General features: G+C 74.0%; 24 protein-coding genes and 1 pseudogene. 13 read left to right on the forward strand and 12 right to left on the reverse strand.

The features are described 5' to 3' along the window. Positions 1 to 61: 61 nt before the first annotated feature. The 4 genes and pseudogenes from ACIA8O_RS25745 to ACIA8O_RS25760 all read left to right on the forward strand — a co-directional run bounded on the left by ACIA8O_RS25745 (position 62) and on the right by ACIA8O_RS25760 (position 6,755). Positions 62 to 1,765 (forward strand): sacsin N-terminal ATP-binding-like domain-containing protein, encoded by a 1,704-nt coding sequence (locus ACIA8O_RS25745; protein WP_396296331.1) that lies wholly within the window; start codon positions 62 to 64, stop codon positions 1,763 to 1,765. A gap of 3,433 nt (positions 1,766 to 5,198) precedes the next feature. Beyond that, a complete protein-coding gene (locus ACIA8O_RS25750; RefSeq protein WP_396296581.1) occupies positions 5,199 to 5,432 on the forward strand; it encodes a hypothetical protein in 234 nt (77 codons plus the stop codon). A 152-nt stretch (positions 5,433 to 5,584) separates the two neighbouring features. Beyond that, positions 5,585 to 6,112: pseudogene (locus ACIA8O_RS25755) on the forward strand (DUF3291 domain-containing protein). A 70-nt stretch (positions 6,113 to 6,182) separates the two neighbouring features. Then, positions 6,183 to 6,755: an SMI1/KNR4 family protein gene (locus ACIA8O_RS25760; RefSeq protein ID WP_396296332.1), complete on the forward strand. Its 573-nt coding sequence runs from the start codon at positions 6,183 to 6,185 to the stop codon at positions 6,753 to 6,755. Positions 6,756 to 6,778: 23 nt separating this feature from the next. On the opposite strand, the gene ACIA8O_RS25765 is transcribed toward ACIA8O_RS25760, so the two are convergent. After that, on the reverse strand, positions 6,779 to 7,612 hold the full coding sequence (locus ACIA8O_RS25765) for an endonuclease/exonuclease/phosphatase family protein (RefSeq protein ID WP_396296333.1): 834 nt from the start codon (positions 7,610 to 7,612) through the stop codon (positions 6,779 to 6,781). A 94-nt stretch (positions 7,613 to 7,706) separates the two neighbouring features. On the opposite strand from ACIA8O_RS25765, the gene ACIA8O_RS25770 reads away from it, so the two are divergent. Then, positions 7,707 to 8,642, forward strand: a complete 936-nt coding sequence (locus ACIA8O_RS25770) for a hypothetical protein (protein WP_396296334.1) — start codon at positions 7,707 to 7,709, stop codon at positions 8,640 to 8,642. A 190-nt stretch (positions 8,643 to 8,832) separates the two neighbouring features. Here ACIA8O_RS25770 and ACIA8O_RS25775 read toward each other — a convergent pair whose 3' ends face one another. Both ACIA8O_RS25775 and ACIA8O_RS25780 read right to left on the reverse strand, forming a co-directional pair. Beyond that, positions 8,833 to 9,924: a hypothetical protein gene (locus tag ACIA8O_RS25775; RefSeq protein WP_396296335.1), complete on the reverse strand. Its 1,092-nt coding sequence runs from the start codon at positions 9,922 to 9,924 to the stop codon at positions 8,833 to 8,835. A 70-nt stretch (positions 9,925 to 9,994) separates the two neighbouring features. Beyond that, positions 9,995 to 11,158 (reverse strand): alpha/beta hydrolase family protein, encoded by a 1,164-nt coding sequence (locus ACIA8O_RS25780; protein WP_396296336.1) that lies wholly within the window; start codon positions 11,156 to 11,158, stop codon positions 9,995 to 9,997. Positions 11,159 to 11,301: 143 nt separating this feature from the next. Between ACIA8O_RS25780 and ACIA8O_RS25785 the strand changes: the two genes are divergently transcribed. Further along, positions 11,302 to 11,667: a S26 family signal peptidase gene (locus ACIA8O_RS25785; RefSeq protein WP_396296337.1), complete on the forward strand. Its 366-nt coding sequence runs from the start codon at positions 11,302 to 11,304 to the stop codon at positions 11,665 to 11,667. On the opposite strand, the gene ACIA8O_RS25790 is transcribed toward ACIA8O_RS25785, so the two are convergent. From ACIA8O_RS25790 to ACIA8O_RS25800, 3 genes are read right to left on the reverse strand one after another with little or no spacing between them, the layout of a single operon-like run. Further along, positions 11,636 to 12,076 (reverse strand): hypothetical protein, encoded by a 441-nt coding sequence (locus tag ACIA8O_RS25790; protein WP_396296338.1) that lies wholly within the window; start codon positions 12,074 to 12,076, stop codon positions 11,636 to 11,638. The two genes, ACIA8O_RS25785 and ACIA8O_RS25790, sit on opposite strands and share 32 nt — an antisense overlap. Continuing rightward, positions 12,073 to 12,750: a TVP38/TMEM64 family protein gene (locus tag ACIA8O_RS25795; RefSeq protein ID WP_396296339.1), complete on the reverse strand. Its 678-nt coding sequence runs from the start codon at positions 12,748 to 12,750 to the stop codon at positions 12,073 to 12,075. Before ACIA8O_RS25795 ends, ACIA8O_RS25790 begins: the two co-directional genes overlap by 4 nt. A 27-nt stretch (positions 12,751 to 12,777) precedes the next feature. Then, on the reverse strand, positions 12,778 to 13,950 hold the full coding sequence (locus ACIA8O_RS25800; protein ID WP_396296340.1) for an aminotransferase class V-fold PLP-dependent enzyme: 1,173 nt from the start codon (positions 13,948 to 13,950) through the stop codon (positions 12,778 to 12,780). A gap of 384 nt (positions 13,951 to 14,334) precedes the next feature. Between ACIA8O_RS25800 and ACIA8O_RS25805 the strand changes: the two genes are divergently transcribed. Together ACIA8O_RS25805 and ACIA8O_RS25810 are read left to right on the forward strand one after the other, a co-directional pair. Next, positions 14,335 to 15,831 (forward strand): cytochrome P450, encoded by a 1,497-nt coding sequence (locus tag ACIA8O_RS25805; RefSeq protein ID WP_396296341.1) that lies wholly within the window; start codon positions 14,335 to 14,337, stop codon positions 15,829 to 15,831. Then, positions 15,828 to 16,739, forward strand: coding sequence for a hypothetical protein (locus ACIA8O_RS25810; RefSeq protein ID WP_396296342.1), 912 nt, complete (start codon positions 15,828 to 15,830; stop codon positions 16,737 to 16,739). Before ACIA8O_RS25805 ends, ACIA8O_RS25810 begins: the two co-directional genes overlap by 4 nt. A gap of 51 nt (positions 16,740 to 16,790) precedes the next feature. Here the strand turns inward: ACIA8O_RS25810 and ACIA8O_RS25815 are convergent, their stop codons facing one another. The 4 genes from ACIA8O_RS25815 to ACIA8O_RS25830 form a co-directional block, all read right to left on the reverse strand. Continuing rightward, positions 16,791 to 17,345 carry an EF-hand domain-containing protein gene (locus tag ACIA8O_RS25815; protein ID WP_396296343.1) on the reverse strand — a complete coding sequence of 185 codons (555 nt, stop codon included), beginning with the start codon at positions 17,343 to 17,345 and terminating at the stop codon, positions 16,791 to 16,793. Between the two features lie 72 nt (positions 17,346 to 17,417). Next, positions 17,418 to 18,395: a deoxyribonuclease IV gene (locus ACIA8O_RS25820; protein ID WP_396296344.1), complete on the reverse strand. Its 978-nt coding sequence runs from the start codon at positions 18,393 to 18,395 to the stop codon at positions 17,418 to 17,420. An 87-nt stretch (positions 18,396 to 18,482) separates the two neighbouring features. Beyond that, a complete protein-coding gene (locus ACIA8O_RS25825; protein ID WP_345285409.1) occupies positions 18,483 to 18,698 on the reverse strand; it encodes a DUF397 domain-containing protein in 216 nt (71 codons plus the stop codon). Next, on the reverse strand, positions 18,667 to 19,527 hold the full coding sequence (locus ACIA8O_RS25830; RefSeq protein WP_396296345.1) for a Scr1 family TA system antitoxin-like transcriptional regulator: 861 nt from the start codon (positions 19,525 to 19,527) through the stop codon (positions 18,667 to 18,669). The genes ACIA8O_RS25825 and ACIA8O_RS25830 overlap by 32 nt, the downstream gene beginning before the upstream one ends. Before the next feature lie 149 nt (positions 19,528 to 19,676). Between ACIA8O_RS25830 and ACIA8O_RS25835 the strand changes: the two genes are divergently transcribed. Both ACIA8O_RS25835 and ACIA8O_RS25840 read left to right on the forward strand, forming a co-directional pair. Continuing rightward, positions 19,677 to 19,871, forward strand: a complete 195-nt coding sequence (locus ACIA8O_RS25835) for a hypothetical protein (RefSeq protein ID WP_396296346.1) — start codon at positions 19,677 to 19,679, stop codon at positions 19,869 to 19,871. A gap of 40 nt (positions 19,872 to 19,911) precedes the next feature. Further along, a complete protein-coding gene (locus tag ACIA8O_RS25840; RefSeq protein ID WP_396296347.1) occupies positions 19,912 to 20,487 on the forward strand; it encodes an O-methyltransferase in 576 nt (191 codons plus the stop codon). A 72-nt stretch (positions 20,488 to 20,559) separates the two neighbouring features. Here the strand turns inward: ACIA8O_RS25840 and ACIA8O_RS25845 are convergent, their stop codons facing one another. Next, a complete protein-coding gene (locus ACIA8O_RS25845; RefSeq protein ID WP_396296582.1) occupies positions 20,560 to 21,765 on the reverse strand; it encodes an MFS transporter in 1,206 nt (401 codons plus the stop codon). 145 nt (positions 21,766 to 21,910) lie between these two features. Here ACIA8O_RS25845 and ACIA8O_RS25850 point away from each other — a divergent pair, with 145 nt between their 5' ends. Further along, positions 21,911 to 23,098, forward strand: coding sequence for an ROK family transcriptional regulator (locus ACIA8O_RS25850; protein WP_396296348.1), 1,188 nt, complete (start codon positions 21,911 to 21,913; stop codon positions 23,096 to 23,098). 80 nt (positions 23,099 to 23,178) lie between these two features. On the opposite strand, the gene ACIA8O_RS25855 is transcribed toward ACIA8O_RS25850, so the two are convergent. Then, positions 23,179 to 23,373 carry a hypothetical protein gene (locus ACIA8O_RS25855; RefSeq protein ID WP_396296349.1) on the reverse strand — a complete coding sequence of 65 codons (195 nt, stop codon included), beginning with the start codon at positions 23,371 to 23,373 and terminating at the stop codon, positions 23,179 to 23,181. Positions 23,374 to 23,526: 153 nt separating this feature from the next. Here ACIA8O_RS25855 and ACIA8O_RS25860 point away from each other — a divergent pair, with 153 nt between their 5' ends. Together ACIA8O_RS25860 and ACIA8O_RS25865 are read left to right on the forward strand one after the other, a co-directional pair. Next, positions 23,527 to 23,937 (forward strand): molybdopterin-binding protein, encoded by a 411-nt coding sequence (locus tag ACIA8O_RS25860; protein ID WP_396296350.1) that lies wholly within the window; start codon positions 23,527 to 23,529, stop codon positions 23,935 to 23,937. Then, complete coding sequence (locus ACIA8O_RS25865; RefSeq protein ID WP_396296351.1) at positions 23,937 to 24,644, forward strand: glycerophosphodiester phosphodiesterase; 708 nt, start codon at positions 23,937 to 23,939, stop codon at positions 24,642 to 24,644. Before ACIA8O_RS25860 ends, ACIA8O_RS25865 begins: the two co-directional genes overlap by 1 nt. Positions 24,645 to 24,654 lie beyond the last annotated feature (10 nt).

Genomic DNA, 24,654 nt, shown 5'->3' on the forward strand with positions numbered 1-24,654 from the left:
GACCCCGCAGCCGTGTGGTGCGTAAGGGAACGATGCCACCGGGGACCGAAGGGGACGCGTGGTGCAGGGGCGGGACGGGGCCGGGGCGGCGGAGCGGTACGCGCGTGAGCTGCGCGGGTACTCGGAGCAGATCCTCCGGGAGTGGCAGGGGACGAGCACCTGGAAGCCGGGTGAGCAGCTCCGGGCGGTCTCCCTGATGAGCTCCCGGGACTACGCGGGCCGGTTCCTGCTCGAACTCCTGCAGAACGGCCACGACGCCCACCCCGCCGACCGCACCGACGGGCAGGTGCACGTCCTGCTCGACGAGACGGAGGGGCCGCACGGCACCCTGTACGTGGCGAACGGCGGCCGGCCCTTCGGGTGGCAACAGGTCGAGCGGATCTGCAAGTTGGCGCAGAGCGACAAGCGGGTCGGCGACGGGATCGGCAACAAGGGGCTGGGCTTCCGCAGCGTCCTGGAGATCGCGGAGTCGCCGGAGGTCTACAGCGACGGCCCGGACGGCCCCGGGAGTCGGAGCGGGGGCGGGCTGGACGGCTACCGCTTCCGCTTCGCCACGCCGGAGGACCTGCGGGTGCTGCTCGGTGACGATGCCCTGGCGGAGCGGGCCGCCAAGGAGTTCCCGCCGCTCCAGCTTCCCTTTCCGGTGGATGAACTGCCGCCGACATGCGCGGAGTTGAGTGCGCTCGGGCACGTCACCGTGGTCCGCCTGGGGCTCCGGAGCGATGTCGCCCACCAGGCTGCGGTGCGGCGGCTCGAGGAACTGGCGGGGGCCAGGACACCGGTCATGCTGTTCCTCCGCCGTCTCGGTGGGCTGGTGCTGGAGCACCGCACCGCCGACGGCTCCACCGACCGGGTCGACCTGGTGCGGGAGGAGCGGCCCGTGGCCCGGGACCGGCCGGAAGTCCCGGGGACGGGGGAGCGGCCGTCGGCTCCGGCCGTCTCGGTGGTCAGGGTGGACCTGGGCGCCGCGGGCGAGTTCCTGGTGGCCCGCGGAACGCTGCCCGGGCTCCGGCTGCGAGCCACCCTCGACGAGGCCGTGGCGGAGGGGAGCCTCGACGAGTCCTGGCTGGACTGGCGGGAGGTGGCCGAGGTGGAGGCGGCCCTGCCGACGGGGGCCGAGGCGTCGCAGCGCGGGCAGCTCTACACCTTCCTCCCGCTCGGGGGTGACGTGGCCGCTCCGCTGAGAGGGCACGTCAACGCACCGTTCTTCACGAAGATGGACCGCACCGACCTCGACCGCGAACACCCGCTCAACGCGATGCTGTTCGACGCCCTGGCCGAGACCTGTCTGCTCGCCGCCGAGCGCTGGCGGAGCCTGCCCGGAGCCGGGCACCGCGCCGCCGCCGTCGACGTCGTCGCCTGGGAGACCGGTGCACGGGCGGGTGGCCTGCTGGCCGCGGCCGCGGAGCGGGTCCACGGGTGTGCCTTCGCCGAGGTGCCGTTGGTGCCGGTCCTGGAGGAGGGGGCTGCGGCCTGGACCACGCCGCAGCGGGCGGTGCTCTGGCCGACGGGGGAGTTCGCCGCGCTGTCGGCCGAGGCCGCCGGTGCGGCCGGGATCCCGGTGGCGGACCCCTCCCGGCGGCGGTCGGCTGCGGCGGCTGGCACGGGTGTGCACCTCGCTGAGGTGCTCCCTGGAGCCGACGTCGACGGAGCGGGCCGAGTACGTCGAGAGGATCGTCGAGCTGCTGCCCCTGCCCGGCCCCGGCGAGCCGGTCGGGACCTGGGACGGCGTCTACGCCGACCTCGCGGTGCTCTTCGCGGCTGACGGGTGGTCACTTCGGGGCCGGAAGCTGCTGTTGACGGACGACGGGAAGCTCGGCCGTTGCAACGGGGACGGTGAGCCCGGTCCTGCCAAGGAGGGCAAGGCCCGCCGTGAGGCGTTCTTCCAGCCGGCGCAGCGGGACACCGCCCTCGTCGTCCCGGACGTGCTGCGCAGACGGCTCTTCCACCTCCACGACGGCCTCGCCTGTGCGGGGGCGGGCGGCGGCCGGGATCCGATCGTGCGGCACTTCCTCGAAACCCACGGGCTGGTCAAGCAGTTCGACGTGCAGCAGTTGCTCGGACACGTGCGGAAGGCGCTCGCGGCGAGCAGCTCGCAGAGGCTGCGGGACCAGGCACTGAAGTTCGTCTTCCGGCTCCACCGCTCGCACCGCTCCGGCCGCCCGCTGGAGGTCAGCGGGCTTGGGCTGTACCTTCCATCGGCCGCCGGACCGATGATCCGGGCCGCCGGTGCGGCGTTCGGCGCCGGCTGGCAGGGCACCTGCGGGGACGACCTGGCCGCCGTGGTCGAGGAGGGCCGGTCGGTCTCCTCGGACTTGAAGTGGCTGGTGGACCGGCTGATCGCGCCGCCCGAGGAGTTCGTCGGCCGCAAGGAGAGCCAGGAGGAGTGGCGTGACTTCCTCGTCGCGCTCGGGGTCACGGACGGGCTGATACCCGTGCGCTCGGGCGGAGCCCTGGAGCGCGGGCAGGGGAATCAGTTGCACACGTCCTGGTTGGTCCGAGCGGCCAAGGTGTCGGCGCGGATCGCCGAGCAGTGGACACCGCTCGTCCGCCGCCCGCACAGTCCCGCGTCCTACCCGCAGACGCCCTACGTCGGGACGGGTGCGCTCCGGCTGCCGGGGCAGGACGTCGTCGACGGCCTCGGCGAAGCCGGGCGCCTGGCCTACGCACGGTTGGTCCTGCAGGGCCTGTCGCACTGGGACGAGCGGAAGTTCACCAGCCGGTGGACCCGTGACAGGACCGGCGACGCGGACCCGCAGCTGGTGCCGACCCCGCTGGCCGCGTTCGTCCGCGAGCAGCCCTGGCTCCCGGTGCGCGGTCGGGACCGGCACACCGTCTTCGTCCGCCCCGGGGAGGCCTGGCACTACCAGGGCCCGCCGGAGGAGGAGCCGGCCTTCCTGCAGAGCGTGGCCCCCCGGTTCCGGGGTCTCCTCGATGCCGGGAACACGCTCATCCGGCTCCGCGCACTGGGCCTGCCCACCTGGGACCGCGCGGAGGACAGTCTGCGGCTCATCGCCCACCTGGGCCGACAGGTCGCCTCCGGGGCGGTCGGGGCGGAGGACTGGCCCACGGCCCAGCGGGCCAACCAGCGTGCCTGGCGCGGTCTGGTCTCCCTCCCCGAAGGCGACCGCGCCCCGCGCCTGGTGGCCGGGCGACTGACCGGAGCGGAGCTGCTGGTCGAGTCGGGCGAGCGCCTGACCACTGCCGGCTTCGAAGCGCTGCGCAAGGGCGACCGGACCCTCTACGTCACCGGGGACCGTGACTCGCTGACGGCCCGTCTGCTCCGCGAGACGGAGCACCACCTGCTCGTGGTGCCGGGCGTGGCCCGGCAGGTCTTCGGGCTGCTGCGAACGATCTTCCCGGGCTCGGTCCGCCTGGTCGACCGGACGAGGCCGTCCGTCGTGGTCGACGGCACCACCGATGACCTCACGGGCCTGGGCGTGCCGGTGGTCGGTACCCTGCCCTGGCTGCCCCTCGCCGTCGCCGCCCTGGCCGACCACGCCGACGGCGGCATCCGCCCGACCGACACGGCCCTGACGGCGCTGGTCGCGGCTGTCCGGACGCTCCGGGTGCACGGCTACCGAAGCCTCGCCCTCTCGATCGGCGACCTGCCGATCGACCTGCCCGAGCACCTCTCCGGTGTGCTGCCGGTGCTCGACCCGCGCCGGCCGCTGGTCCTGGCTCCGAAGGCGCTCCTGCAGCAGCCCGGTTGGGAGGCGTCGGGGCCGTTGCTGGAGGCGGCCGCCCATGCCGTGGGGCGCCCCGTGTTCGGGATGCGTCTGCGGCTGGCCGCGTACGAGCTGGGGGCCGTGTACGCGGACAGTGCCGATCCGGGCGAGGACCGCCTCGCGCGCGCCCTCCAGCTGTCGCCCGCGCAGGTGGAGGAGACGAAGCAGCGCCTCGACGGCTCGGTGGCCGGGATCCTGGAGCGCTGCCTGCCCGTCCTGGTGCACTGCCTGGGCGAGGAGCGGGCGCGGGAGCTGGTCGAACCTCCGCCGTCCGACAGTCGGGAGCTCGTCGCGCTGCTCGCACCACATCAGGACGAACTGCCCTTGACGCCGGCGAAGTTGGTGGCCGAGGCGCGGGCGGCCCGTGACGTGGACGAGCTGAGGAGGGCGGCCGGGATCGACTTCGCGGAGTTCAACCGGACGCTGGCGGAGCTGGCTCCCCGGTACCGGCCGACCAGTCGGGCGGAGGAGCACGAGGACGAGGTGCGCCGGTACGTCGACCTGCACCGGGGCGGGCTGGTGGACCGGCTCCGGTGGGCGAGGGTGGACCGCTTCGACCGGCGCGAGGCCGTCGACGGGTGGCCCGGACTGCGGGGTCTGTCGTGGATCACGGCGCCGGACGCCTGGGCCCTGACGGTCGATCAGGTGAGCGCGGCCGAGCTGCGCGCGCACATCGAGTCGGAACTCGCCCGGCAGCTGGGTCACGAGGCACCGGCGAAGGGCGAGCGTCTGCCCGTGCTGGAGTCACTGCGTGGCCGGAACGGTGTGCTGGTCCGCAGGACGGCACCGCGGATCGTGTCGTTGATCCGGGCCGCGGGTCGGCCCGTTCCCGGTGCCCTGGACGGGGAGGACCCGGGGGAGTCGCTGCTGTCCCTGCTCGACGGGGCGGGCGCCCTGGACTTCCGGGAGCTCGCCGAGGCCGATGTCACGGCCTGGACGGCGGCCCTCGGGCAGTGTCCCGCCGGGATGCCCGTCGAGCTCGACCCGGCCGCCCACGGGCTGACCCCGGAGGACCTGGAGAAGGTCCAGGACGCCGAGTGGAAGGAACGCGAGGCCCGCGCGCGCCGCAGGGGCGTCATCTCGCTCGGCGGCACCGAGTTCGACATCGCGGCCGGTGACTTCACCGAGCTGGTGGTCGAACTGGAGACCCTGCTGGAGGTGGAGCCGGGCCGGCTCCGGGGCGGGAACAGATTCGCCGAGCTCAAGGAGCCCAAGCCGCCACGGGCCGCCCGGACGGGATCCGTCCGGGCCGGGGGCCGGCCACCGGCGGACCGCAACCTCTCCGCCGCACAGCGGCAGGCGATCGGCTTCGTCGGGGAGTGGTTCGCCTACCGCTGGCTGAGGAAGCACCACCCGGCCACCAACGAGACCAGCTGGGTGTCCTCCAACGGCCGGAGCGTCTTCCCCGGGCTGCCGGGGGACGACGGCCTCGGCTACGACTTCCGGGTGGGCTCGGGCCGCCACCCGCTGATGTTCGAGGTGAAGGCCACCCGGGGCGAGGGCGGGGAGATCGAACTGGGAACGAGCGAGGTGGCGGCCGCACAGCGCTACGCCGGGAGCGACCGGTGGCGGATCCTCGTGGTCACCTCGGTACTCGACCCGGACGCCGTCCGGGTGCGCGTCCTGCCCAACCCCTTCGGCCCGCGCGGACGCGGACGCTACCGGGAGGAGGGCGGGGCGCTGCGTTTCTCGTACCGCGTCTGACGGGCCGTCAGCCGGTCGTCGTGGGAAGCCACATGAGCAGGGAAAACACAACGTCGACAGGTGGAGGACGGACGGCTAGCCTCACCTGGTCCCCGGCGATCGGCCACGGTCGTACGGGAGTTCCGTGTCGGATACCCCAAGCAGGGAGACGTATGCCCCAGCTCGCGCTGTACACCTTCGGCGTCTTGAAGGCGCCGCTCGCCGATCCCGGGCCGCTCACGCGCGAGCTCTACGAGAGCGGTGAGGAGGTCTACCGGACGATCGCCGGGCACCCCGGGTACCTGGGGCACGCCGAGCCGGCGGCGAGCGACCGGGGGCGGCTGTTCGGCGCCGACTGGGGTGCGTGGGGGGAGTTCGTGGTGCCGGGGTGGTAGGGGAAGGGACGGACGGCGGAGACCACCGCGCTGGCCGCGACCCTCTCGCTCTGGACCGATCCGCGCTCCGCGTCCGACGCCGTCTACGGCGGGCTGCACCGGGCGGCGCTGAACAGGCGTCACGACTGGTTCGAGCGGGCGGAGCAGCCGAACCACGTGGTGTGGTGGACGGCCGACGGGGAGACCCCCACATGGCAGGACGGGGTGACCAGGCTGGAGCACCTCCACGAGCACGGGCCGGCACCGCACGCCTTCACCTTCCGCCACGCGTTCACCCCGGACGGGACGCCGACCGCCAGGAGTTGACGCGGTGGAGCGGGCGGCCACCGTGCCACCCGGCACCGGGACGGCGATGTCACCATGACAGCCTGAGCCGGTGGAAGATCTCATCGGTGTCCAGACACCGCACCAGCGTCTGACCGACCCTGACGAGGCGATCGCGGCACTCGAGCGTGCCGTACCCGGCTTCGCCGCACTCCGCCTCGCGGTGCCGCAGGCCTTCGACTGGCCGGCGCTCGAAGGCGCCCTGGGAGCCCCGCTCCCCGCCGACTACAAACGGCTCTGCGAGCTCTACCCCACTTTCGTGCTCGGCGACTTCCTCTCCGTCTACTATCCGGCGGCCGGTCGCGAGAAGGACTGGCCACAGGCGCTCCAGGAGGAACTGGAGATCGTCATGGAGTGGTGCGAGGACAACGACCCCGTCATCCCCTTGCAGCCGTACCCCACCCCGGGCGGCTTCCTCCCCTGGGGCGGGTCGAACCAGGGCGACATCTTCCTGTGGAGCACCAGCACGGCAGGACCGCAGGAGTGGACGGTCACGGTCGCCTCGCGCAACAACGTCTGGTGGCACTACACCGGCGGGCTGGTCCAGTTCCTCGCCGACCTGATCAGCGGTGCGCTGGAGCCGTGGGGACTGCCCGTGATCCGGCCCGAGGCCTACGCATGGTGAGGTGACGCACCGGACTGCCGTCCCTAGAGCGGGAGTTCGGCCACCAGGGGGAGGTGGTCGGAGACCGGCAGCCGCTGCGCCCGCGCGGGGCGGTCGGGGGCGGGGCCGGAGGTGAGGATGTGGTCGAGTTGGAGGCGCGGGTGGTGGGCGGGGAAGGTCCGGGCCCGGGTGGTGGGGTGCCAGTCCTTGCCGAGGACGGCCGTCGGGACGGTGCCGGGAAGGTTGAGGTCGCCGAGGAGGACGTGGGGTCGTGGCAGGTCGGCGATCCACTTCCGTACGGCGAGGAGCTGGCGGACGTTCCAGCCCGGGACGAAGGACAGGTGGAGTGCCACCGCCGTGAACGGGCCGCGCCGGCCGTCCAGCACTGCCGCCAACGCCACCCGAGGGTGGTCCCGGACCACCCGGAGCCCGGTGCGGCCGGTGGCGGGGAGCAGGGCCGCGACCGGTGGTTCGGCGAACCGCCGGGCCCGCCACTCCCGTACCGGCAGTTGTGAGAACAGCGCGATCCCGTGCGAGGGTGCCGTGCCGTCGTGGCCGGTCCCCGGTGGGCCGTACACCCGCAGGCCCGGTTCCGAGCGCTCCCGTACCCAGCCGCGCCCCTCCCGGGCCCGGGCGTGGAACGCGGACGCGTAGCGCCACTCCACCGGTCCGATCGCCTGCGCGACGGCCCGCGCCTGGTCGACGCGGCCGGAGCGCTCCTGGAAACGGTCCAGTTCCTGAAGCACCGTCACCTCGGCGTCCAGCGCCGCCACGGCCTCCACCAGTGCGCCGGCCCCCACCGGGCCCGGGCCGTCGGCTGCCGCCCGCCCGTGGAGGACGTTGAAGGTCGCGAGCCGCACCGGGGCCGATTCGATCATCCCCTGACGCTACCTCAGCGCAGTGCGTCCGTTCGCCGGACAGATCTGACCGTGGACGGGCAAGCTGTGTGCCGACGGAACGGGGGAGACGAGGGTGATCGAGACGATCGTCGCCGTGGTGGGGGCGTTCAGCACCCTGGCGGGCGTCGGGATCGGCGTCGCGGGCTACCGCAGCCAGGCGGCCTTGGTGCGTCTGCAGGGCGAGCAGCTCCGGCGCCAGATCGAGGACTCGGAGCGGGCGCAGCGGTCGGCGGAGTCGGCCGAGAGGCGGGCGGAGGCGGCGGAGCACCGGGCGCGGGAGGCGGAGCGGCGCGCCGAGCAGGCCGCCCGGCAGCGGACGGAGCAGGAGGAGCGGGCCGAGCGGTGGCGCGAGCGGCAGCAACTCCTCGTGCATGCCCGGGGCTTCACGGTCGAGGCGGCCGGGCAGGCGGTGCGGGTCGCCTACCGGGGTGCCCATCCGGTGACGGAGGTCCGCCTGTACTGGCGGGGGACAGAGATCACCCCGGGCGGCCGGGGCCTGGACCTCTACGCCGCCCCCGGCGCCCCGTCGGCTGCGGAGGCGACCGCCTCCGTGCCGGGAATGCCCGAGGGAGATCCGGTTCAACTCGCCGACATCCTGGCCGAGTTCACCGACATCCACCGCCGTCGCTGGCGGCGCCGGGGCGACGGCACCCTCCTCCTGCGGGACACCGACGGGCAGTGGAGCAGCGAGCCCACGGCTTGGCTGGACGACGTCCCTGCCCTGCCGCGCCCCGCCTGGCTGGACGACGTCCCTGCCCTGCCGCACCCTGCCTGGCCGCCGACGCCGACGCCGCAGGGGACGCCGTGGGGCCGGCCGCAGGTCGGGGACCCGATGCCGCAGGTCCGGCCCTACCCCGCCGCCGCGCCGTACCCGGCCGGGCCGAAGCCGCTCCTGGAGCACGACGCACCCCGTCCCCGGGACGTCCGGTCCGCGCGGTGGTGGCGGCCCGTCCTCTCCCTCGCCGGCATCGGGATCGGTGTCGCCTGTCTGCTCCTGCTGGCCTTCTAGTGCCGCGCCCGGCAGGGTTTGCCCCGGCACGCCGCCCGGCACGCGCCCTCCTTGCCCGCCATCGGGCAGGAGGGGCCCTTTCGCCGCACCGGTCAAAAGCCCGGGTAGCTCCGCTACGACGGGCCTTCGCCCGGCACGCCGACAGCACGCACCGAACGACGCGACGGGGCAAACCCTGCCGGGCGCGGCACTAGAGTCCGTCCGGTCCCGCATCCAACCGGGCGGCCGCCACCCGGCGGACCTCGGCGTCCTCCAGCGGGTCGTGGCGCAGCACCGAGAGCCGGTCCCCCGTCCGCCGGTGGATCGGCACGTGCGTGGCGGCCAGCAGCCGGACTCCGGACTCGCAGTCCCACAGCCCCTGCGCCAGTGCTCGCCGACTGCGCACGGGGTCGACCGCGACCATGGCCCGCAGGACGGCCGTACGTTCGGCCGAGTGCGGGGTCAGCCTCCACAGGGCGTGGAGGGCGGGCAGCGCTCCGTGCGCCGCGGGGCCGTGCCGGGTGATGGCGTCGGCCAGCGGGGTGAAGCCGCACCAGTCGCGCTCGTGCATCTTGCGCTGCCACGTGGCCAGCAGGTCGGGGAGGCCGGCGCCGTCCGGATCGTCCCACGACGCGCCCTGTCCGTCCGGGAGTCCGGTGCAGGAGGGGCGGAACCGGTCGGCGGAGCCGGTGATGTGCTCGTCGCCCGGAGCCCAGGTCCGCCAGGGCTCGTCGCCGGACCACAGTGGACCGCAGACGTCCTCGGACTCGGACTCGGACAGCCGTTCCGAAACCCGGGCCCGCAGGCCGGACCACCGCTCGACCGGCCACTTCGCCGCGATCAGTTGGAGGACGTGCAGCCAGCGCCGCCCGGTGTGGACGTACCGCAGCAGTTGGTGCTCGGCCTCGGCGTCCCCGGCGCGGGCGAGTGCTTCCAGGACGCCGGCGGTCAGCCTGAAACCGGCTCCCTGCTCGGTCCACGGATCGGCGCGGTCCCGGGTCCACAGCCAGCGGACGACGGGGCCGATGTCCATGCCCAGGTCGCGCACCAGCCGGGCCAGGTAGACCTCGCGCTGGTCGATCAGCTGCCACCAGCGGTGGTCCGTACGGATGCAGGCGTGTACGAGACCGGCGGCGTCGGGGTCCTGCGGTGCTCGCAGGGCCCCGACGCCGTGCCCGGCCTGGAGGGCGCCGAGCAGCTGCCCGGGGTCCGAGTAGCACCAGCCCGACTCGGTGCTGTCGACGTCGTCGTACCGGTTCGGCTCGGGGGCGTGCCCGGTGAGGGGCTCGTCGGTGGGAGTCATCGGGTGCACCATGGCCGACCACGCGTCGGGAGGGCCAGCGCATTTCCGTCCGGCGGGAGGTGAGCCGGCGTCAGGGCCGGTGGAAGGTGACTTCGGGGAAGGACGCCGACGGGCCGTCGAGGAGGGGTGAGGGGGTGCCCCGGAGGTGCTGGTCGAAGAAGGCGGCGACGTAGGTGCGGACGAGCTGCGCCGAGCGGGCGCCGGGGAGCGGGGTCTCCGGGTGGGGGTAGCCGGAGGCGTCGCCGAGGACGGGCCAGTCGGTGAAGCCGGGGTGGCCGAGGCCGGTGACGGCCGGCCAGCGCTTCCAGCCGTCGAGGCGGGCCCAGGCCTCGTTCCAGGAGGGGTCGTCGAAGTCCGGCGGGAGGAGGGCGGGGTCGCCGGAGAGCATCAGGAAGGGGCGTCCGGCGAGGCCGGTCTCGGGGACGGGGGTGAAGAAGGTGCCGTCGAGGTTGGCCCCCGCGTCGACCCGGGGGTCGGCCGCCATGACGGCGGAGGCGGCGTTGCCGCCGATGGAGTGGCCGGCGGCGCCGATCCGGCTGCTGTCGATCAGCCAGGAGTACCGCCAGGCGGGGTGCGGGCCGGTGATCCGGTCCAGGACGAAGGACAGGTCGCGGGCACGGCCGTCCGAGACCCGCTTCAACTCGCCGGTGGGGAAGACCTGTTCGCAGGCCTTGCAGGTGAGCAGGCGCCCGCCGGGGAAGAGGGTGCCGTCCGACTCGTGGGCGTGGTCGACGGCGGCCACCACGTAGCCGCGGCTGGCGAGGTCCTCGGCCAGGCCGGTGAGGGAGGCGCGGGGGAGGGAGAAGCCGGGGGAGAGCACGACCAGGGGGTAGCGGCGGGCGGTGGGGCGGGGGAGGGCGTCGGTGCGGGCGTGGGTGTGGGTGGCGGCGACGCGTTCCGGGGTGGTGTGGTCGGCGAGTTGGCCCCGGTCGGTGAGCAGGGCCTTGGCCTCGTCGGTGGTCAGGTAGGGGGCGGGGGAGCCGGTGCGGGGGAGGGCCGGGTAGTAGAGCGAGAGCAGCAACTCCCGGTCCTCGGTGGGCACCCAGGGGTCCTTGCGGGTGTGGTCGACCAGGGAGAGGGTGTCGCGTCCGACGGCGAAGTGGCCGGTGGGGGGCGGGAGTTCGATGTCGCGCGGGGCGGAGGTGGCGGCGGAGGCGGGGCCCGGGAGGGCGGCCGTGAGGGTGAGGGCGGCGGTGGCCGCGACCGTCGCCACGGCGCGGATGATCTTCTGCATGGGTGGATGATAGGCAAGTAAGGCTAGGCTTGCCTAACGTGCTGGTCGGGGTGGCTGTGCGGGCGTGGAGGGGCACTTGACGGTGGGTCAGGGGCGGGAAAAAGGAGTGGGTCGGGGTTGGGTGGTGCTGGGAGGATCGCCGGATGGGTGCATTGGACGCGGTGGCGGCCCGGGTGGCCGCCGGGGCAGTGGTGGAGTTCAGGCCGACCGGCGGCTCGATGGTGCCGCTGATCCGGAGTCGGCAGCTGGTGACCGTCGCCCCGGTCGACCCGGCCCTGGTCGAGGTGGGCGACATCGTGCTGGCCCGGGTCGCGGGGACGGTGTACGTGCACCTGGTCTCGGCGCTCGACCGGACGCGGAAGCGAGTGCAGATCAGCAACAACCGCGGCCGGGTGAACGGCTGGACCGGCTACGACCGCGTCTTCGGCATCTGCACGGCGGTCGACGGCGTCGCCCGGGCCGGCACCACGGCGAAGCTCAGGAGCCTGCCGTCCGCCGCCACGCGTTGAGCGGGGACGGCTGCAGGACGAGCTCGCCCGCGAGGTTGAGGATGCGGACGGAGCCCATGGGGAAGCGGACGGTGACGCCGTCGGCGAAGTCGTCGGCGCCGTACCGGTGGCGGACCCTGCGGACGGAGCGGATCTGCTCGCCGACGAAGCCGGTCACGGGGAAGCCGGGCGGGTCGTCCTCCACCGTGGCGTGCCCGTACGCCTCCGTGTCGTGGGGGGCGTCGGGCCGGTCGGGCTCCAGGGTGAGCTCCAGGGTGAGTTCCCTGCCCTGCGCGGAGAACCGGACGGGGCCGAGGCCTTCGAGGTGCCACCACATGTGGAGGAGGGAGGGCTCTGCCTCCGGGTGCTGCTGCCGGGCGGCCGTCACCCGTAGCAGGCGTCGTCCGGCGAGGTCCTCGGTGTCGATCATCCGGTGATGCTCTCACGCCGCTCGGCGACCGGGCCCGAGCGGGCGCGGCGGGAGGTGTGCCAGAAGGAGTAGAGGCTGCCCGCGCAGAGCAGGGCGACGGCGGAGGCGGAGATCAGGAAGGCGGGGGAGGTGGGGTCGGAGGCGCTGGCGCCGGCGGTGACGTAGGCGGCGGTGCCGGGGACGACGCCGAGGGCGGTGGCGGCGGCGAAGGGGAGGGCGCGGACGCCGGAGAAGGCGGCGGCGTAGTTGGCGCCCTGGAAGGGGATGCCGGGGATCAGGCGCAGCAGCAGGACGGAGCGGAAGCCCTGGTCGGTGAGGCGGCGGTCCAGCGCGGTGAGGAGGCGGCCGCGCAGCAGCGGGCGGACGGCGTCGCGGCCCAGGGTGCGGCCGAGGGCGAAGGCGAACAGCGCGCCGAGGGTGGTGGCGGCGACGGCGACCGGGATGCCCTGGGCGGCGCCGAGGAAGAGGCCGGCGGCGGCGTTGAGAGCGGGCTTGGGGACGAAGGCGACGGTCGCCGCCGCGTAGACGAGCAGGAAGAGCGGGGCCGGGACCCCGCCCTCCAGCAGTTCGGTCGGACTCCAGAGCAGCAGGGACCCGGCCGCCGCCGCGAGCACGGCGAGCAGTGCCCCGAGCCGGAGGCGGGGGGAGCGGGCCAGGCGTGCGAGGACTGTCACCCGGTGAGGGTAACCCGGAAGCGGTGGTCAGACGGTGGGCAGGGGGAGGGCGTCGAGCAGGCGGGAGAGCTCCTCCTCGGTGTTGTAGTAGTGGACGGAGGCCCGGACCACCGTGGGCAGGCCGCGGGCGCCCAGGTCCCACTGGGCGCTGGTGGCGTGGGAGACCGAGACGTTCACGTCGCGGGAGCGGAGCAGGTCGGCGACGGCGGGGGAGTCGTGGCCGTCGACGGTGAAGCTGACGATGCCGGACAGGCGCAGCCCCCGGTCGTGGACGTGGACGCCGGGGAGGGCTGCCAGGCCCTCGCGGAGGCGGGCGGCCAGGGTGGTGACGCGGCGTTCGATGGCGTCCGGGCCGAGGGCGAGGGCGGTGTCCACCGCGACGCCGAGGCCGATCTTGCCGGCGTAGAAGGTCTCCCAGGTCTCGAAGCGGCGGGCGTCCGGACGGACCTCGTACGCGTCCGGGCCGGTCCAGGTGGCCGCGTGCAGGTCCAGGAAGGGCGGCTCCAGACGCTCCGTCAGGCGGCGCGAGGCGTAGAGGAACCCGGTGCCGCGCGGGCCGCGCAGGAACTTGCGGCCGGTCGCGGTCAGCAGGTCGCAGCCGATCTCGGCGACGTCCACCGGGAGCTGGCCGACCGACTGGCAGGCGTCCAGCAGGTAGGTGACGCCGAACTCCCGGGCCACCTTGCCGATCTCGGCGGCCGGGTTGACCAGGCCGCTCTGGGTGGGCACGTGGGTGACCGCGATCAGGCGCACCCGCTCGTCCGTCATCGCGCGCAGCGCCTCCACGTCGAGCTGCCCGTGCTCGTCGTCCGGGACGGTCTCGACGCTCACCCCGTGGCGGCGGGCGGTCTGCAGGAAGGCGATGGCGTTGGAGGCGTACTCGGCCCGGGCGGTGAGGATGCGGTCGCCCGGGGCGAAGCGCAGGCCGTAGAAGGCCATGTCCCAGGCGCGGGTGGCGTTCTCGGTGAAGGCGATCTCGTCGCGGTCGGCGCCGATCAGGCCGACCAGCGCGTCGTAGGTGTGCTCGATCCGGTCGTGGGCGGCGGCCGCGGCCTCGTAGCCGCCGATGGTGGCCTCCAGCTCCAGGTGAGAGGTGACGGCGTCCAGTGTCCGGCGGGACATCAGGGCGGCCCCGGCGTTGTTGAGGTGCGCCTTGTGGGCACAGCCCGGGGTGTCCCGGCGGAGCGACTCGATGTCCATGTCCGTGCTGCCTCTTCCGGTCGGGGGACGTGCCTGCCGCACACCACCATCCCAGACCGGGGGCGGGGGAGGGAGGGGAGGCCGAACGGTGGCAGGACGGCGGGCGGACGGGTGAAGCCGGACGAACGGGGCGAGTGGGCCGAGCCGGTGACCTATGGTCAGCTTTTTCGCGGGCCGGATGCCTCGTTGGGACACGCAGGTGTGCGCTGGGTGGCCGGAGCGGGGGGTGGCGGAGGAGAGCCGGGCCGGGGAGGTCACGGGCGGGGCGGTCATCTCTTCGGGTGGAGGGTGATTTGTGTCGAATTCTCCCTCGGGCGGAGAGTGGGCGGCCGTCCCCACCTGAGGCCCCTGCCTGAGGCCCTTCCCGAGAGCGAGGCGATCCGCATGTCCGTGCCACCCGTCCCCTTCGCACCGGGAAGACTCCCCGGACTGGGCCACGCCCCCGCCCTGCTCCGTGACCCGCTGGGCTTCCTCGGCTCGCTCTCCCGGGCCGGCGAGGTGGTCCGGATCGGCCTCGGGCCGCGCACCGTCCACGTGGTCACCAGCCCCGCCCTGGTGCACACCCTGCTCACCCCGCTGGCCCGCTCCTGCCCGCGCGGCGCCGTGCAGCAGACCCTGCGGGACGCCTTCGGCGACGGCCTGCTGATGAGCGAGGGCACCGCCCACCGCGACCGCCGCCGCTCGCTCCAACCCGCCTTCACCGCCGAGCGGGTGGCCGGGTACGTCCCGCTGGTGGAGCGCCTGGCCCGGGAGCGGATCGGCGGCTGGCAGCCCGGCCGCACCGTGGACGTGGCCCGCGAGATGAACCACCTCGCGCTGGAGATCGTCACCGGCACCCTGTTCGGCGCCGGGCTGCACCCCGGGCACACCGGCGCCTTCCACCGCGCCCTGCCCGAACTGGTGAAGGGTCAGATCCTCCAGTCGCTCTGGCCGCACCCCGCGCTGGCCCGCCTCCCGCTCCCGGTCAACCGCCGTTTCGCCGCCGCCGTCCGGGTGCTCAACCGGGTGGTCGACCAGGCCGTCCGCACTCCGGGCGAGGACGAGGCCGGCCCCCTGCTCGCGCTGCTGCGCACCGCCACCGACCCGGCCACCGGCCGCCGCCTGGACGAGCACGCGGTGCGCTCCGAGGCCATCGCCATGTTCGGCGCCGGCACCGAGACCGTCTCCACCACCCTCACCTGGCTCTGCCAGGAACTGCTCGACCACCCCGCGGTGCACCGCGAACTGCTCGCCGAGATCGACCAGCAGCTCGGCCCCGGCGAGGAGTTGAGCACCCAGGCGATCGAACGGATGCCCTACCTGCGGCGGGTGCTGCGCGAGGTGCTGCGGCTGCACGCCCCCAACGCCTTCCTGATGCGCACCGCCGCCGAACAGGTCCGGCTCGGCCCCTACACCGTCCCCGCCGGGGCCGAACTCCTCTACAGCCTCACCGCGCTGCACCGCGACCCGGCCCGCCACACCGACCCGCTGCTCTTCGACCCCGACCGGCCGCTCTCCACCGAACGGCACGCCTTCCTCCCCTTCGGGGCCGGCAAGCACCGCTGCATCGGCGAGGCCTTCGCCTGGATGGAGCTGGCGGTGGTGGCGGTCACCCTGCTGCGCACCTGGCGGCTCCGGCCGGTGGCCGGGGCCAGGGCCCGCGAGGTGGTGTGGACGACCGTGCAGGCCCAGGGGGTGCGGCTCAAGCCCGAGCGCCTGGCGGGGGCCCGGCTGCTCCCGGCCCCCGCCGCCGAGAGGACCCCCGCCGCCGAGAGGGCCGCCGTCGCGGGGACCACCGCCGAGAAGGCCGCAGTCGAGGGGGCCGATGCCGAGAGGACCACCGCCGAGAAGGCCGCCTTCGAGAAACCGGCCCACCGCACCGCCCCGGCGGGGCGCCGGTGAACTCCGCGCTCGACACCCGCACCCACGAGGACACCCGGCACCAGGACTGGCTGCTCCGGCACGGCCTGCTGCGTCGCCACGGTCTGGACCGCTACCGCGCCTACGGCCTCCCGGAGCTGATCGACCTCAGCTACCCCGGCGCGCCCGTCCAGGAGCGCCGGCTGCTGCTGGACGTGCTCGGCTGGTTCACCCTGCTGGACGACCACTTCGACGGGCCGATCGGCCACCACCCGCCCAGCGCCGCGGAGTTCACCGGCCGCCTGATCGCCGCCACCAGGGCGGCCGGCCGGCCGCGGGTGCCGCTGGTGCCCCCGGCGGACCGGGGCGACGCGCTGCTCGGGGCCTGGACCGAGCTCTGGTACCGGCAGTGCCTGGGGCGCAGCGGCCGCTGGCGCCGCCGCGCCGCCCGGGACTGGGCGGACTGCCTGCGCACCTTCGTCACCGAGACCGAGCACCGCAGCCGGGGCACCCTGCCCGGCGGGCTGCCGGCTGTGCTGATGCGCCGTCACGCCAGCTGCCTCTACCCGTTCATGAACCTGCTGGAGCGGGTGGCCGACCGCGAACTGCCGCGCGGGCTCTGCCTGCGGGCGGACTGGCGGCGGCTGCGCGCGCACACCGCCGACGCGGCGACGCTGATCAACGACCTGTTCTCGCTGGAGCGGGAGGAGAGGCAGGGCAGCGGGTTCAACACCGTCACGCTGCTGCGCCGGGAGTTCGGGCTGAGCCGGGAGACCGCCCGGCGGGTGGTGGCGGACCGGACGGCGGGGCTGCGGGCCGAGAGCGAGCTGCTGCGCAGCGGGCTGGCGCTGCGTCACCCGGGCGCCCGCTGGTACCTGGAGGGGACCAGGCAGCTGGTGGACGGGGTCTACGCCTGGACCAGTGCGAGCCGTCGCTACCGTTCGGAGTGAGGGGGGGCCGTGGTCGCGCCGTGGTGCCCCCGCACCGCGGCGCGACGGGGGTCAGCGGAGCGGGCCGAAGAGCCAGTTCCCCGGGGTGTCCGGCTCCTCGCTGGTGTAGTACTCCTCGACGGCGTGGCAGACCTGGTTGAGGCTGATCGCCCCGTCCCCGTCGGTGTCGAGCATGGTGAAGGCGACCTCGAGCTTCTCCTGCCTCAGGCCCAGCGTGCGGCCGTACATGGTGATGAACTGCTCGCGGCTCAGCCACCCGTCGTCGTCGGTGTCGCAGAGCTCCAGCCAGGCCCGGAGCATGGTGTTCATCCGGCCGAGGAATCCCGCCCGGTCGGTGGCGACGGCCTTGCGGACCCCGGCCCGCCACTCCTCGCGGTCGATGGAGCCCTTGTGGGCGGTGTCCATCGGGATGAGGTCGATGTCCCAGAGGGCGGCGAAGGCGCCCTCCAGGCGGGCCACCACGCTGATCGAGTGGCTGTCGAAGGCGGAGCTGAGGCGCGAGGCCAGCGAGATCAGGTCCTCTTCGCGGATGTGCCCGTCCTGGTCGGTGTCCAGCATGTCGAACGAACGGTCGAGCTTCTGGTCGAGCACGGTGCGCGTGGTCATTCGGGTTCCCCTCCCCGGCCCCTTCCGGGCCGTCGGTCGCCCGGGACCTACCCCGGCGGCGGGGGCCGAGTCTCACTCGTTGGAGTGGTTTGACTGATCGTCAGACTGATTGATTCCGAGGGGATGTGGGTTCCGCAGGGATTTGAGCAGGGCGATGTCGGCGGCGTGCCGAGCACCCTCCACCCGGGCCGGGTCGTGGCGTCCGTCCGGGGTCTCGATCACGAACGGGACGCCCTCGGTGGCGGGGTGGGCCAGCAGGGCCGCGAAGGCGGCCGCGCCGATGTGCCCCGCGCCGATGTTCTGGTGGCGGTCCTTGCGGGCTCCGGCCACGTCCATCGAGTCGTTGGCGTGCACCAGCCGCAGACGGCCGGGGCCGGCCGCGGCGGTGAGCGCGTCGAGCGTCTTCGCCACGCCCTCGGGATCGGCCAGGTCGTGCCCGGCGGCGAAGGCGTGGCAGGTGTCGAGGCACACCCCCACCTTGGGGTGGTGGTCCAGTGCCTCGACGTAGGCGGCCAGGTCCTCCATCCGGGAGCAGAGCGAGCTGCCCTGCCCGGCGGTGGGCTCCAGCAGCAGCCACGGCGCGTCCTCGCCGAGCGCGTCGAGCTCGTCCAGCAGGGGCCGGACGTCCTCGCGCACCTGGCGCATCGCGGCCGCGTACCGGGAGCCGCCGCCCGGCTCCTGTCCGACGGCGGATCCGGTGTGCACCACCACGCCGAGGGCACCGATGCGGTGGCCCCGGCTCAGCGAGTGGCGCAGGGAGTCGGCCGAGCGCTCCCGGGTCGCGGTGCTGTCCGAGCCGAAGTTGATCAGGTAGGGCGCGTGCACGTAGGCCGGGATGCCGGACTCCGTGCACGCCGCCCTGAACTCCTCGTCGCGGGCCGGGTCGCCTGCCGGCGTGGCCCAGCCGCGCGGGTTGGCGACGAAGACCTGTACGGCCTCGGCGCCGACCCGCTCCGCGTACGCCAGCCCGGTGCCGACCAGTCCGCGGCCGGCCACCGGTACGTGGGCGCCGACGGGGTTGCGGAGGGCGGGCGGAGCTGCGTGGTTCATGGCCCCGAGGGTAGCCGGGCCGTCGTCCGGATCGACGGCCGGGACCAGGGGGCGGATCGGTGTGGGGGGATTGGGCGGAGGCCTGGATCAGACCTCGAAGCCTGCGGCCCAGGTGGCGAACGCGGCCCAAGCTGCGGTGCCGAACTCCAGGTGCGGGCCCTGCGGGTCCTTGGAGTCGCGGACCGGGACGACGCCGTGCGCAGCGGAGAGGTTGAGGGCCGGCTGCACGCAGTTGCCGCCGGACGCCCCGCTGTAGCTCGACGACTGCCAGTCAGCTCGGTTCAGCTCGCTGTTCGTCAGCATGGTGTTGGTGCTCCTTAGCTACCTTTTCAACGAGGTTCAGCGACGCTTCCGGTGACAGTGCGTCGGCCCGCGCCAGGTCATAGGAGAGTCTCAACTCCCTTACCCTGTCGGGGTTTTCGACCAGCACACCGGTATGCGGCGCCTCGACGTACCCCGTGTCCGGGGTGCCGTCGGTGAAGGACATTAGCGTCATCGAACCCTCCAGCAACGCATGCGCCCCACGGGACGTCTCCAGTACCTGGATCACCACCATTCTTGACCGGACCAGGCCAACCAGCTTCGCCAACTGATCAGCCATCGTGTCAAAACCGCCCACCGGTCGGCGAATGGCATTTTCCGAAAGAAGCCACCACAACAGCGGACGTGTTGGACCCGTGAGCAGTTGCTGTCGTCCGAGGCGCGCGGCGACCTTCTCTTCGATCAGTTCCGGTCGGGCCAAGGGCAGTCCGGCTTCGAATACTGCACGCATGTACCCCTCGGTCTGACCGAGCCCGGGGATCAGGTCCCCGCCGTACTCCAGCATCTGGCAGGCCCGCGGCTCCAGTTCGGCGTACGACTTGAAGAAGCTGGGGAACTGGCCGCGGGTGACGTGCGGCCAGAGCTTCGAGAAGATCCCCGCCGCGTCGAGGGTGGCGTCCACCCGTTCGGCGAACTCCCGGGTCGGGGTGCGGCGTCCGGTCTCGATCTGGCCGATCAACGAGCCGGTGTAGCCGAGGAGATCACCGAGGCCCTCCTGGCTGAGCCGGGCCTTGGTGCGGTGGTCGCGCAGCTCCGAACCGAAGAGCGCCAGCATGGATTCGGACGGGTCGAGCTCACGCGGACTGGGCATCTGTGGACGGTCCCCCGGTCTGTCGGATCGGTTGTTGGACCGTCACCTCTGGCCTTGGTAGCTCTCCGTGTCGATCCTGTTACCAAGCTAGTCGATCGACTTCCCGGTCGGCAGGACAACGAGGCAGTGCGCGACAACGGAGGTCGGCGATGGGTGAGTTGACGGAGCGGGTGGCCGAGCGGGTGCAGGTCCGGGGCGAGTACGGCAGCCGCCGTGACTTCGACCGGGCCGAGTACGTCTCCGGCGCCGCACTGTCCTTCGGCGAGTGCGGGTGTCCGATGCCGGACTGCCCGATCCGGGCGGGCGACGGCGAGCGCCTGCGCCTGGACCGCCGGATGCCGTGAGGCACTTGCCCCGGGCGGACCGGTTCGCGATCATCACCGGATGGACGACGAACCGAAGCACTTGCCCCTGAGCCTGTCCGCGCTGCGGACCGCCGCCGGCCGCGCCGGATTCACGATGTCCTGCGACGAGCGGACCGGTGCGCTGCTGGCAGCCCTCGCCGCCGCGCGACCCGGCGGACGGCTGCTGGAGCTCGGCACCGGCGTCGGCGAGGGCACTGCCTGGCTGCTGGACGGGATGGACCGGGAGGCGCGCCTGGTGACGGTGGAGCTGGACGGGGAGGTGCAGGCGGTGGCCGAGGAGCAGTTCGGGGCCGACGGCCGGGTCTCCTTCGTCCGTGGCGACGGCGGGGCGTGGCTGACGGAGTACCAGGGGCCGCCGTTCGACCTGGTGTTCGCCGACACCTGGCCCGGCAAGTTCACCCACCTCGACCGCGCACTCCAGCTGGTCGCGCCCGGCGGCCTCTACCTGATCGACGACCTGCTGCCGCAGCCGAACTGGCCGGACGGTCACCAGCAGGCGGTGGACGGGCTGCTCGCAGCACTGGAGGCCCGGGCGGACTTCCGTACCGTCCGGCTCGACTGGTCGAGCGGCCTGCTGCTCGCGGCCCGTCGGTAGACCTCAGCTCCGCCCCCAAGAGCCGTCGGCCCCTCCTGGCTGCATCCGGGAGGGGCCGACTCGTCCTCGTGCTCAGTGGGTGGTGACGCCTTCGTCCACCGTGCGGTCGGCCGCCTCGCCGGCCGACCGGTCCTGGCGCAGGGCCCCCGCGCCGAGCACCATCGCGGCCGTGAGCACGGTGACCACGGTGAAGGAGACGGTCAGCGAGCTGGCCTGGGCGATGCCGCCGACGATCGCCGGGGCGACCAGCCCGGAGGTGTAGGTGATGGTGGCGACGCCCGCGATGGAGCGGCTCGGGTCACCGCCGGTGCGGCCCGCCGCGGCGAAGGCCAGCGGGACCACCACCGCGATGCCGATCCCGATCAGGGCGAAGCCCGGGATGGCGGCCCAGGCCGAGTCGGTGGCGATCACCAGCAGCCCGCCGGCCGTGGCCAGCGACCCGCCGACCCGGACCGAGCGGACCGCCCCGAGGCGCTGGACCAGCAGGTCGCCGAGCAGCCGGGCCACCGTCATGGTCGCGGCGAAGGCGGTGTAGCAGGCGGCCGCCACACTGGGGGAGGCGCCGGTGACGTCCCGCAGGTAGACCCCGCTCCAGTCCATCGAGGCGCCCTCGGCGAAGACCGCGCAGAAGCCGACCAGCCCGATCGCCAGCGCCGAACGCGGCGGCAGCGCGAAGCGCGGCGGCTCCTCGGTGCCGGGGACGGGGCGGACGTCCAGCAGTCCGCCGCAGACCGCGTAGCCGGCCGTCGCCAGGACCAGCGCGGTGAGCGCCAGTTGGATCCGGGCGTCGAACTGCTGGTGCGCCGCCAGCACGCCGAAGCCGGAGGCGAGCAGGCCGCCGGCGCTCCACATGCCGTGCAGGCCGGACATGATGGAGCGTCCGTAGCGCTGCTCCACCTCCACGCCCTGGGCGTTCATCGCCACGTCCGACATGCCGGAGGTGGCGCCGTACACCAGCAGGGCGAGGAAGAGTGTCGGCAGGTTGAGTGCCAGCGCGGGCAGGCTCAACGAGAGGCACCAGAGCACCAGCAGCCAGCGGACGGCCGCCAGCGCTCCGTAGCGGTGGACGAAGCGGCCCGCGAGCGGCATGGCCAGCGAGGCGCCGACGGCCGGGGCGACCAGTGCCAGGCCGAGCTGACCGGGGCTCAGGTCGAGGTGGTCCTGGAGCCACGGGATGCGGCTGACGAAGCTGCCGGTGACGGCGCCGTGCACGGCGAAGACCAGGGCGATCCGCACCCTGGCGCGGCGGACCTGCTGGCCGGACTCCATGGTCTCCATCATGAGACCTCCCCCTTCGGGCTGACGGACTGAACGGATCGACGGGCGGAACGGGCGGGACGAGTGGGTGGAACGAGTGGTGGTGGCAGGGCGATAAGCTATCAGGAAGGGACCCTGATAGATAGCTCTGGAAGGATGCCGTCCCATGACCATCGCGCGCACGGCCACGCCGAGCACCGCCCGCGCCATCAACGACCGCCTGGCGCTCGACCTGCTGCTGGCCCAGGGGCCGCTCACCGCCACCGAGCTGCGCGGTCTGACCGGCCTCTCCCGGCCGACCGTCGCCGATCTGCTGGAACGGCTCCAGCGCGCCGGCCTGGTCACCGTGGCCGGCGAGAGCGGCGAGCAGCGGCGCGGGCCCAACGCCCGCCTCTACGCCCTGGTCGCCGACCGTGCGCACCTGGCCGGGATCGACGTCCGGGCGACCGGGGTGACCCTGGTGGTGGCGGACCTGACGGGTCGTACGGTGGCCACCGCCGAGGTGCCAGCCGGGCCGGAGCACGGCACGGACCTGACCGGCCGCACGATCGAGGCCCTGGCGCAGGCCTGCGCCGGGGCCGGGGTGCGGCGGCTGCACACCGTCGCGGTCGGTGCCCCCGGGGTGGTGGACCCGGCCACCGGGGAGCTGCACAACTCCGGTCAACTGCCGCGCTGGCACGCCGAACTGCTGGCCGGACTGCGCGCCCAGCCGGAGACCGAGGTGCTGCTGGAGAACGAGGTCAACCTCGCCGGGATCGCCGAGCACCGGATCGGCGCCGCCCAGGGGCGGGAGGACTTCGTGCTGTTCTGGCTGGGCCACGGCACCGGCGCCTCGGTGGTGCTCGGCGGCAGGCTGCGCCGCGGCGCCTCGGGCGGCACCGGCGAGATCGGCTTCCTGCCGGTGCCCGGCACCGGCGGACTGCCGACTGCCGACGGCTGCGACAACGGCTTCGACTCGACGGTCAGCAGCCGCGCGGTCTGCGAGCTGGCCCTCGCACACGGGCTGACGGTGCCTCCGGGCGGACCGGTCGAGCAGGCCGAGGGGGTGCTGCGGGCTGCCGTCGAGGCGGACGGCCCCGCCGAGACGGCCTTCCTGACCGAGCTGGCCGAGCGGATCGCGATCGGCGTGGCGGCCGTCTGCGTGGTGCTGGACCCGGGCTGCGTGGTGCTCGGCGGCGAGCTGGGCCGGGCCGGCGGGGCGGAGCTGGCCGCGCTGGTGGAACGGAGGCTGGCCGGGCTCTGCCCGTTCTCCACCGAGGTGCGGCCGGGCACGGCCGGAGGCGGCGCCGTCCTCGCGGGTGCGGTGCTCACCGCCGGGGACGCGGTCCGCCGGGACTTCTTCGGCGAGCCCTGACGGGGGCTCCGGTCTGACGGCGGATCAGCGCGGGCGGGCCGGGCGGCAGGGGTGGGGACTGCGAAGGGCCCGGCAGGGCGTCAGGTGGCGGGGGAGCGCAGCGCCGGCATGCCGAGCGCGACGGCGGCGAGCAGACCCGCGACCACCACGACCGTCACCAGCAGGCCGCCGAGCACCCGGCGGACCGAGCGCGGCTCGGGCTCCGGCGGGGTGACGTTGCTCTGGTAGCGCTCCGCCTCGGCTATGAAGGCGAACGGGACGGGCTCGGGTGCCATGCTCTGCTGCTCCTCAGGGGTGTTCCGGGTCGGTGTCTATGGTCCGTTCTGTCCAGTTTAAGCCCGGTAAAACCCTGACTGGCCGTTACCTGACGCCGCCCCGGATGCGGCAGGATGATCCCGGTACAGCCACCCTCGCGTCAGGAGCCCCGCATGGCCGACCGGCCGGTCCACCCCTACCGCATCGGCGAGGCCGCCGCGCTGCTCGGCGTCAGCACCGACACGGTGCGCCGCTGGGTGGACGCCGGGCGGGTGGCGGCGGAGCGGGACGAGCACGGCCACCGGATCATCGGCGGTGCCGAACTCGCGGCCTTCGCCCGGGAGTTGGCCAAGCCGGAGAACGCCGAGGCGGAGGGTCGCCCGTCCTCCGCGCGCAACCGCTTCCCCGGCATCGTGACCGAGGTGCTGCTCGGTGACGTGGCCGCGCAGGTGGAGATCCAGGCCGGTCCGTTCCGGGTGGTCTCGCTGATCAGCCGGGAGTCCGCCGAGGAGCTCCAGCTGGTGCCCGGAGCACGGGCCACCGCGGTGATCAAGTCCACCAACGTCGTGGTGGAGCGCGGCTGATGGCCCGCACGCAGGCCCGCGCGCTCGCCGTCGCCCACCGGGGCGACCCGTACCGGTTCCGCGAGAACACCCTGCCCTCGGTCGAGTCGGCCTTCGCCGCCGGGGCCGACGCGGTGGAGGTGGACGTCCAGCTCACCCGTGACCGCGTCCCGGTGCTGCTGCACGACCTGACGCTGCGCCGGCTCTGGGAGGACCAGCGTGCCGTCGGCTCGCTCACCCTCGCCCAGCTGGAGGAGGTCGGCCGCCCCGGCCTGCGGGTGCCGACCCTGGCCGAGGCGCTGAAGGCGGCCGCCGCCTACCCGGACGCCCGTCTGCTGCTCGACCTGGACGACCCGGGCCCGGCCGCCGCCGCGCACGCCGTGGTGCGCGAGCTCGGCGCCGAGCAGTCCACCGGCTGGTGCGGGCCGGCCTCCGCGATGCTGGCCGTCCGCGCCCTGGACGCGGACGCCGAGCTGGCGCTGACCTGGAAGCTGCCGCAGCAGCCCGCCGCCGCCCTGCTGGCCGACCTGCGCCCGCGCTACCTCAACCCGCCGTTCGGCCTGCTGGACGCCGACTACGTCCGGGCCGCCGCCGACGGCGGACTGGCCGTCAGCACCTGGACCGCCGACCGCCGCCGGACCATGACCCGGCTGCTGGCGCTCGGGGTGGCCTCCGTGACCAGCAACCGCATCGCACTGTTGCGCAGGGTGGTGGACGGCGCGCGGTAGCCGCCCACTG

This window comes from Kitasatospora sp. NPDC051853 (genome assembly GCF_044452665.1).
In the GTDB taxonomy this organism is placed as follows: domain Bacteria; phylum Actinomycetota; class Actinomycetes; order Streptomycetales; family Streptomycetaceae; genus Kitasatospora.

Bases quoted from the DNA above. Each gene is read 5' to 3' on its own strand.
- ACIA8O_RS25840 (WP_396296347.1), top strand. From the start codon at position 19,912: ATGGACGACGAACCGAAGCACTTGCCCCTGAGCCTGTCCGCGCTGCGG.
- ACIA8O_RS25835 (WP_396296346.1), top strand. From the start codon at position 19,677: ATGGGTGAGTTGACGGAGCGGGTGGCCGAGCGGGTGCAGGTCCGGGGC.
- ACIA8O_RS25820 (WP_396296344.1), bottom strand. From the start codon at position 18,395: ATGAACCACGCAGCTCCGCCCGCCCTCCGCAACCCCGTCGGCGCCCAC.
- ACIA8O_RS25750 (WP_396296581.1), top strand. From the start codon at position 5,199: ATGTTCGAGGTGAAGGCCACCCGGGGCGAGGGCGGGGAGATCGAACTG.
- ACIA8O_RS25775 (WP_396296335.1), bottom strand. From the start codon at position 9,924: ATGACTCCCACCGACGAGCCCCTCACCGGGCACGCCCCCGAGCCGAAC.
- ACIA8O_RS25845 (WP_396296582.1), bottom strand. From the start codon at position 21,765: ATGGAGACCATGGAGTCCGGCCAGCAGGTCCGCCGCGCCAGGGTGCGG.
- ACIA8O_RS25800 (WP_396296340.1), bottom strand. From the start codon at position 13,950: ATGGACATCGAGTCGCTCCGCCGGGACACCCCGGGCTGTGCCCACAAG.
- ACIA8O_RS25825 (WP_345285409.1), bottom strand. From the start codon at position 18,698: ATGCTGACGAACAGCGAGCTGAACCGAGCTGACTGGCAGTCGTCGAGC.
- ACIA8O_RS25860 (WP_396296350.1), top strand. From the start codon at position 23,527: ATGGCCGACCGGCCGGTCCACCCCTACCGCATCGGCGAGGCCGCCGCG.
- ACIA8O_RS25805 (WP_396296341.1), top strand. From the start codon at position 14,335: ATGTCCGTGCCACCCGTCCCCTTCGCACCGGGAAGACTCCCCGGACTG.
- ACIA8O_RS25785 (WP_396296337.1), top strand. From the start codon at position 11,302: ATGGGTGCATTGGACGCGGTGGCGGCCCGGGTGGCCGCCGGGGCAGTG.
- ACIA8O_RS25830 (WP_396296345.1), bottom strand. From the start codon at position 19,527: ATGCCCAGTCCGCGTGAGCTCGACCCGTCCGAATCCATGCTGGCGCTC.
- ACIA8O_RS25790 (WP_396296338.1), bottom strand. From the start codon at position 12,076: ATGATCGACACCGAGGACCTCGCCGGACGACGCCTGCTACGGGTGACG.
- ACIA8O_RS25815 (WP_396296343.1), bottom strand. From the start codon at position 17,345: ATGACCACGCGCACCGTGCTCGACCAGAAGCTCGACCGTTCGTTCGAC.
- ACIA8O_RS25850 (WP_396296348.1), top strand. From the start codon at position 21,911: ATGACCATCGCGCGCACGGCCACGCCGAGCACCGCCCGCGCCATCAAC.
- ACIA8O_RS25865 (WP_396296351.1), top strand. From the start codon at position 23,937: ATGGCCCGCACGCAGGCCCGCGCGCTCGCCGTCGCCCACCGGGGCGAC.
- ACIA8O_RS25765 (WP_396296333.1), bottom strand. From the start codon at position 7,612: ATGATCGAATCGGCCCCGGTGCGGCTCGCGACCTTCAACGTCCTCCAC.
- ACIA8O_RS25780 (WP_396296336.1), bottom strand. From the start codon at position 11,158: ATGCAGAAGATCATCCGCGCCGTGGCGACGGTCGCGGCCACCGCCGCC.
- ACIA8O_RS25855 (WP_396296349.1), bottom strand. From the start codon at position 23,373: ATGGCACCCGAGCCCGTCCCGTTCGCCTTCATAGCCGAGGCGGAGCGC.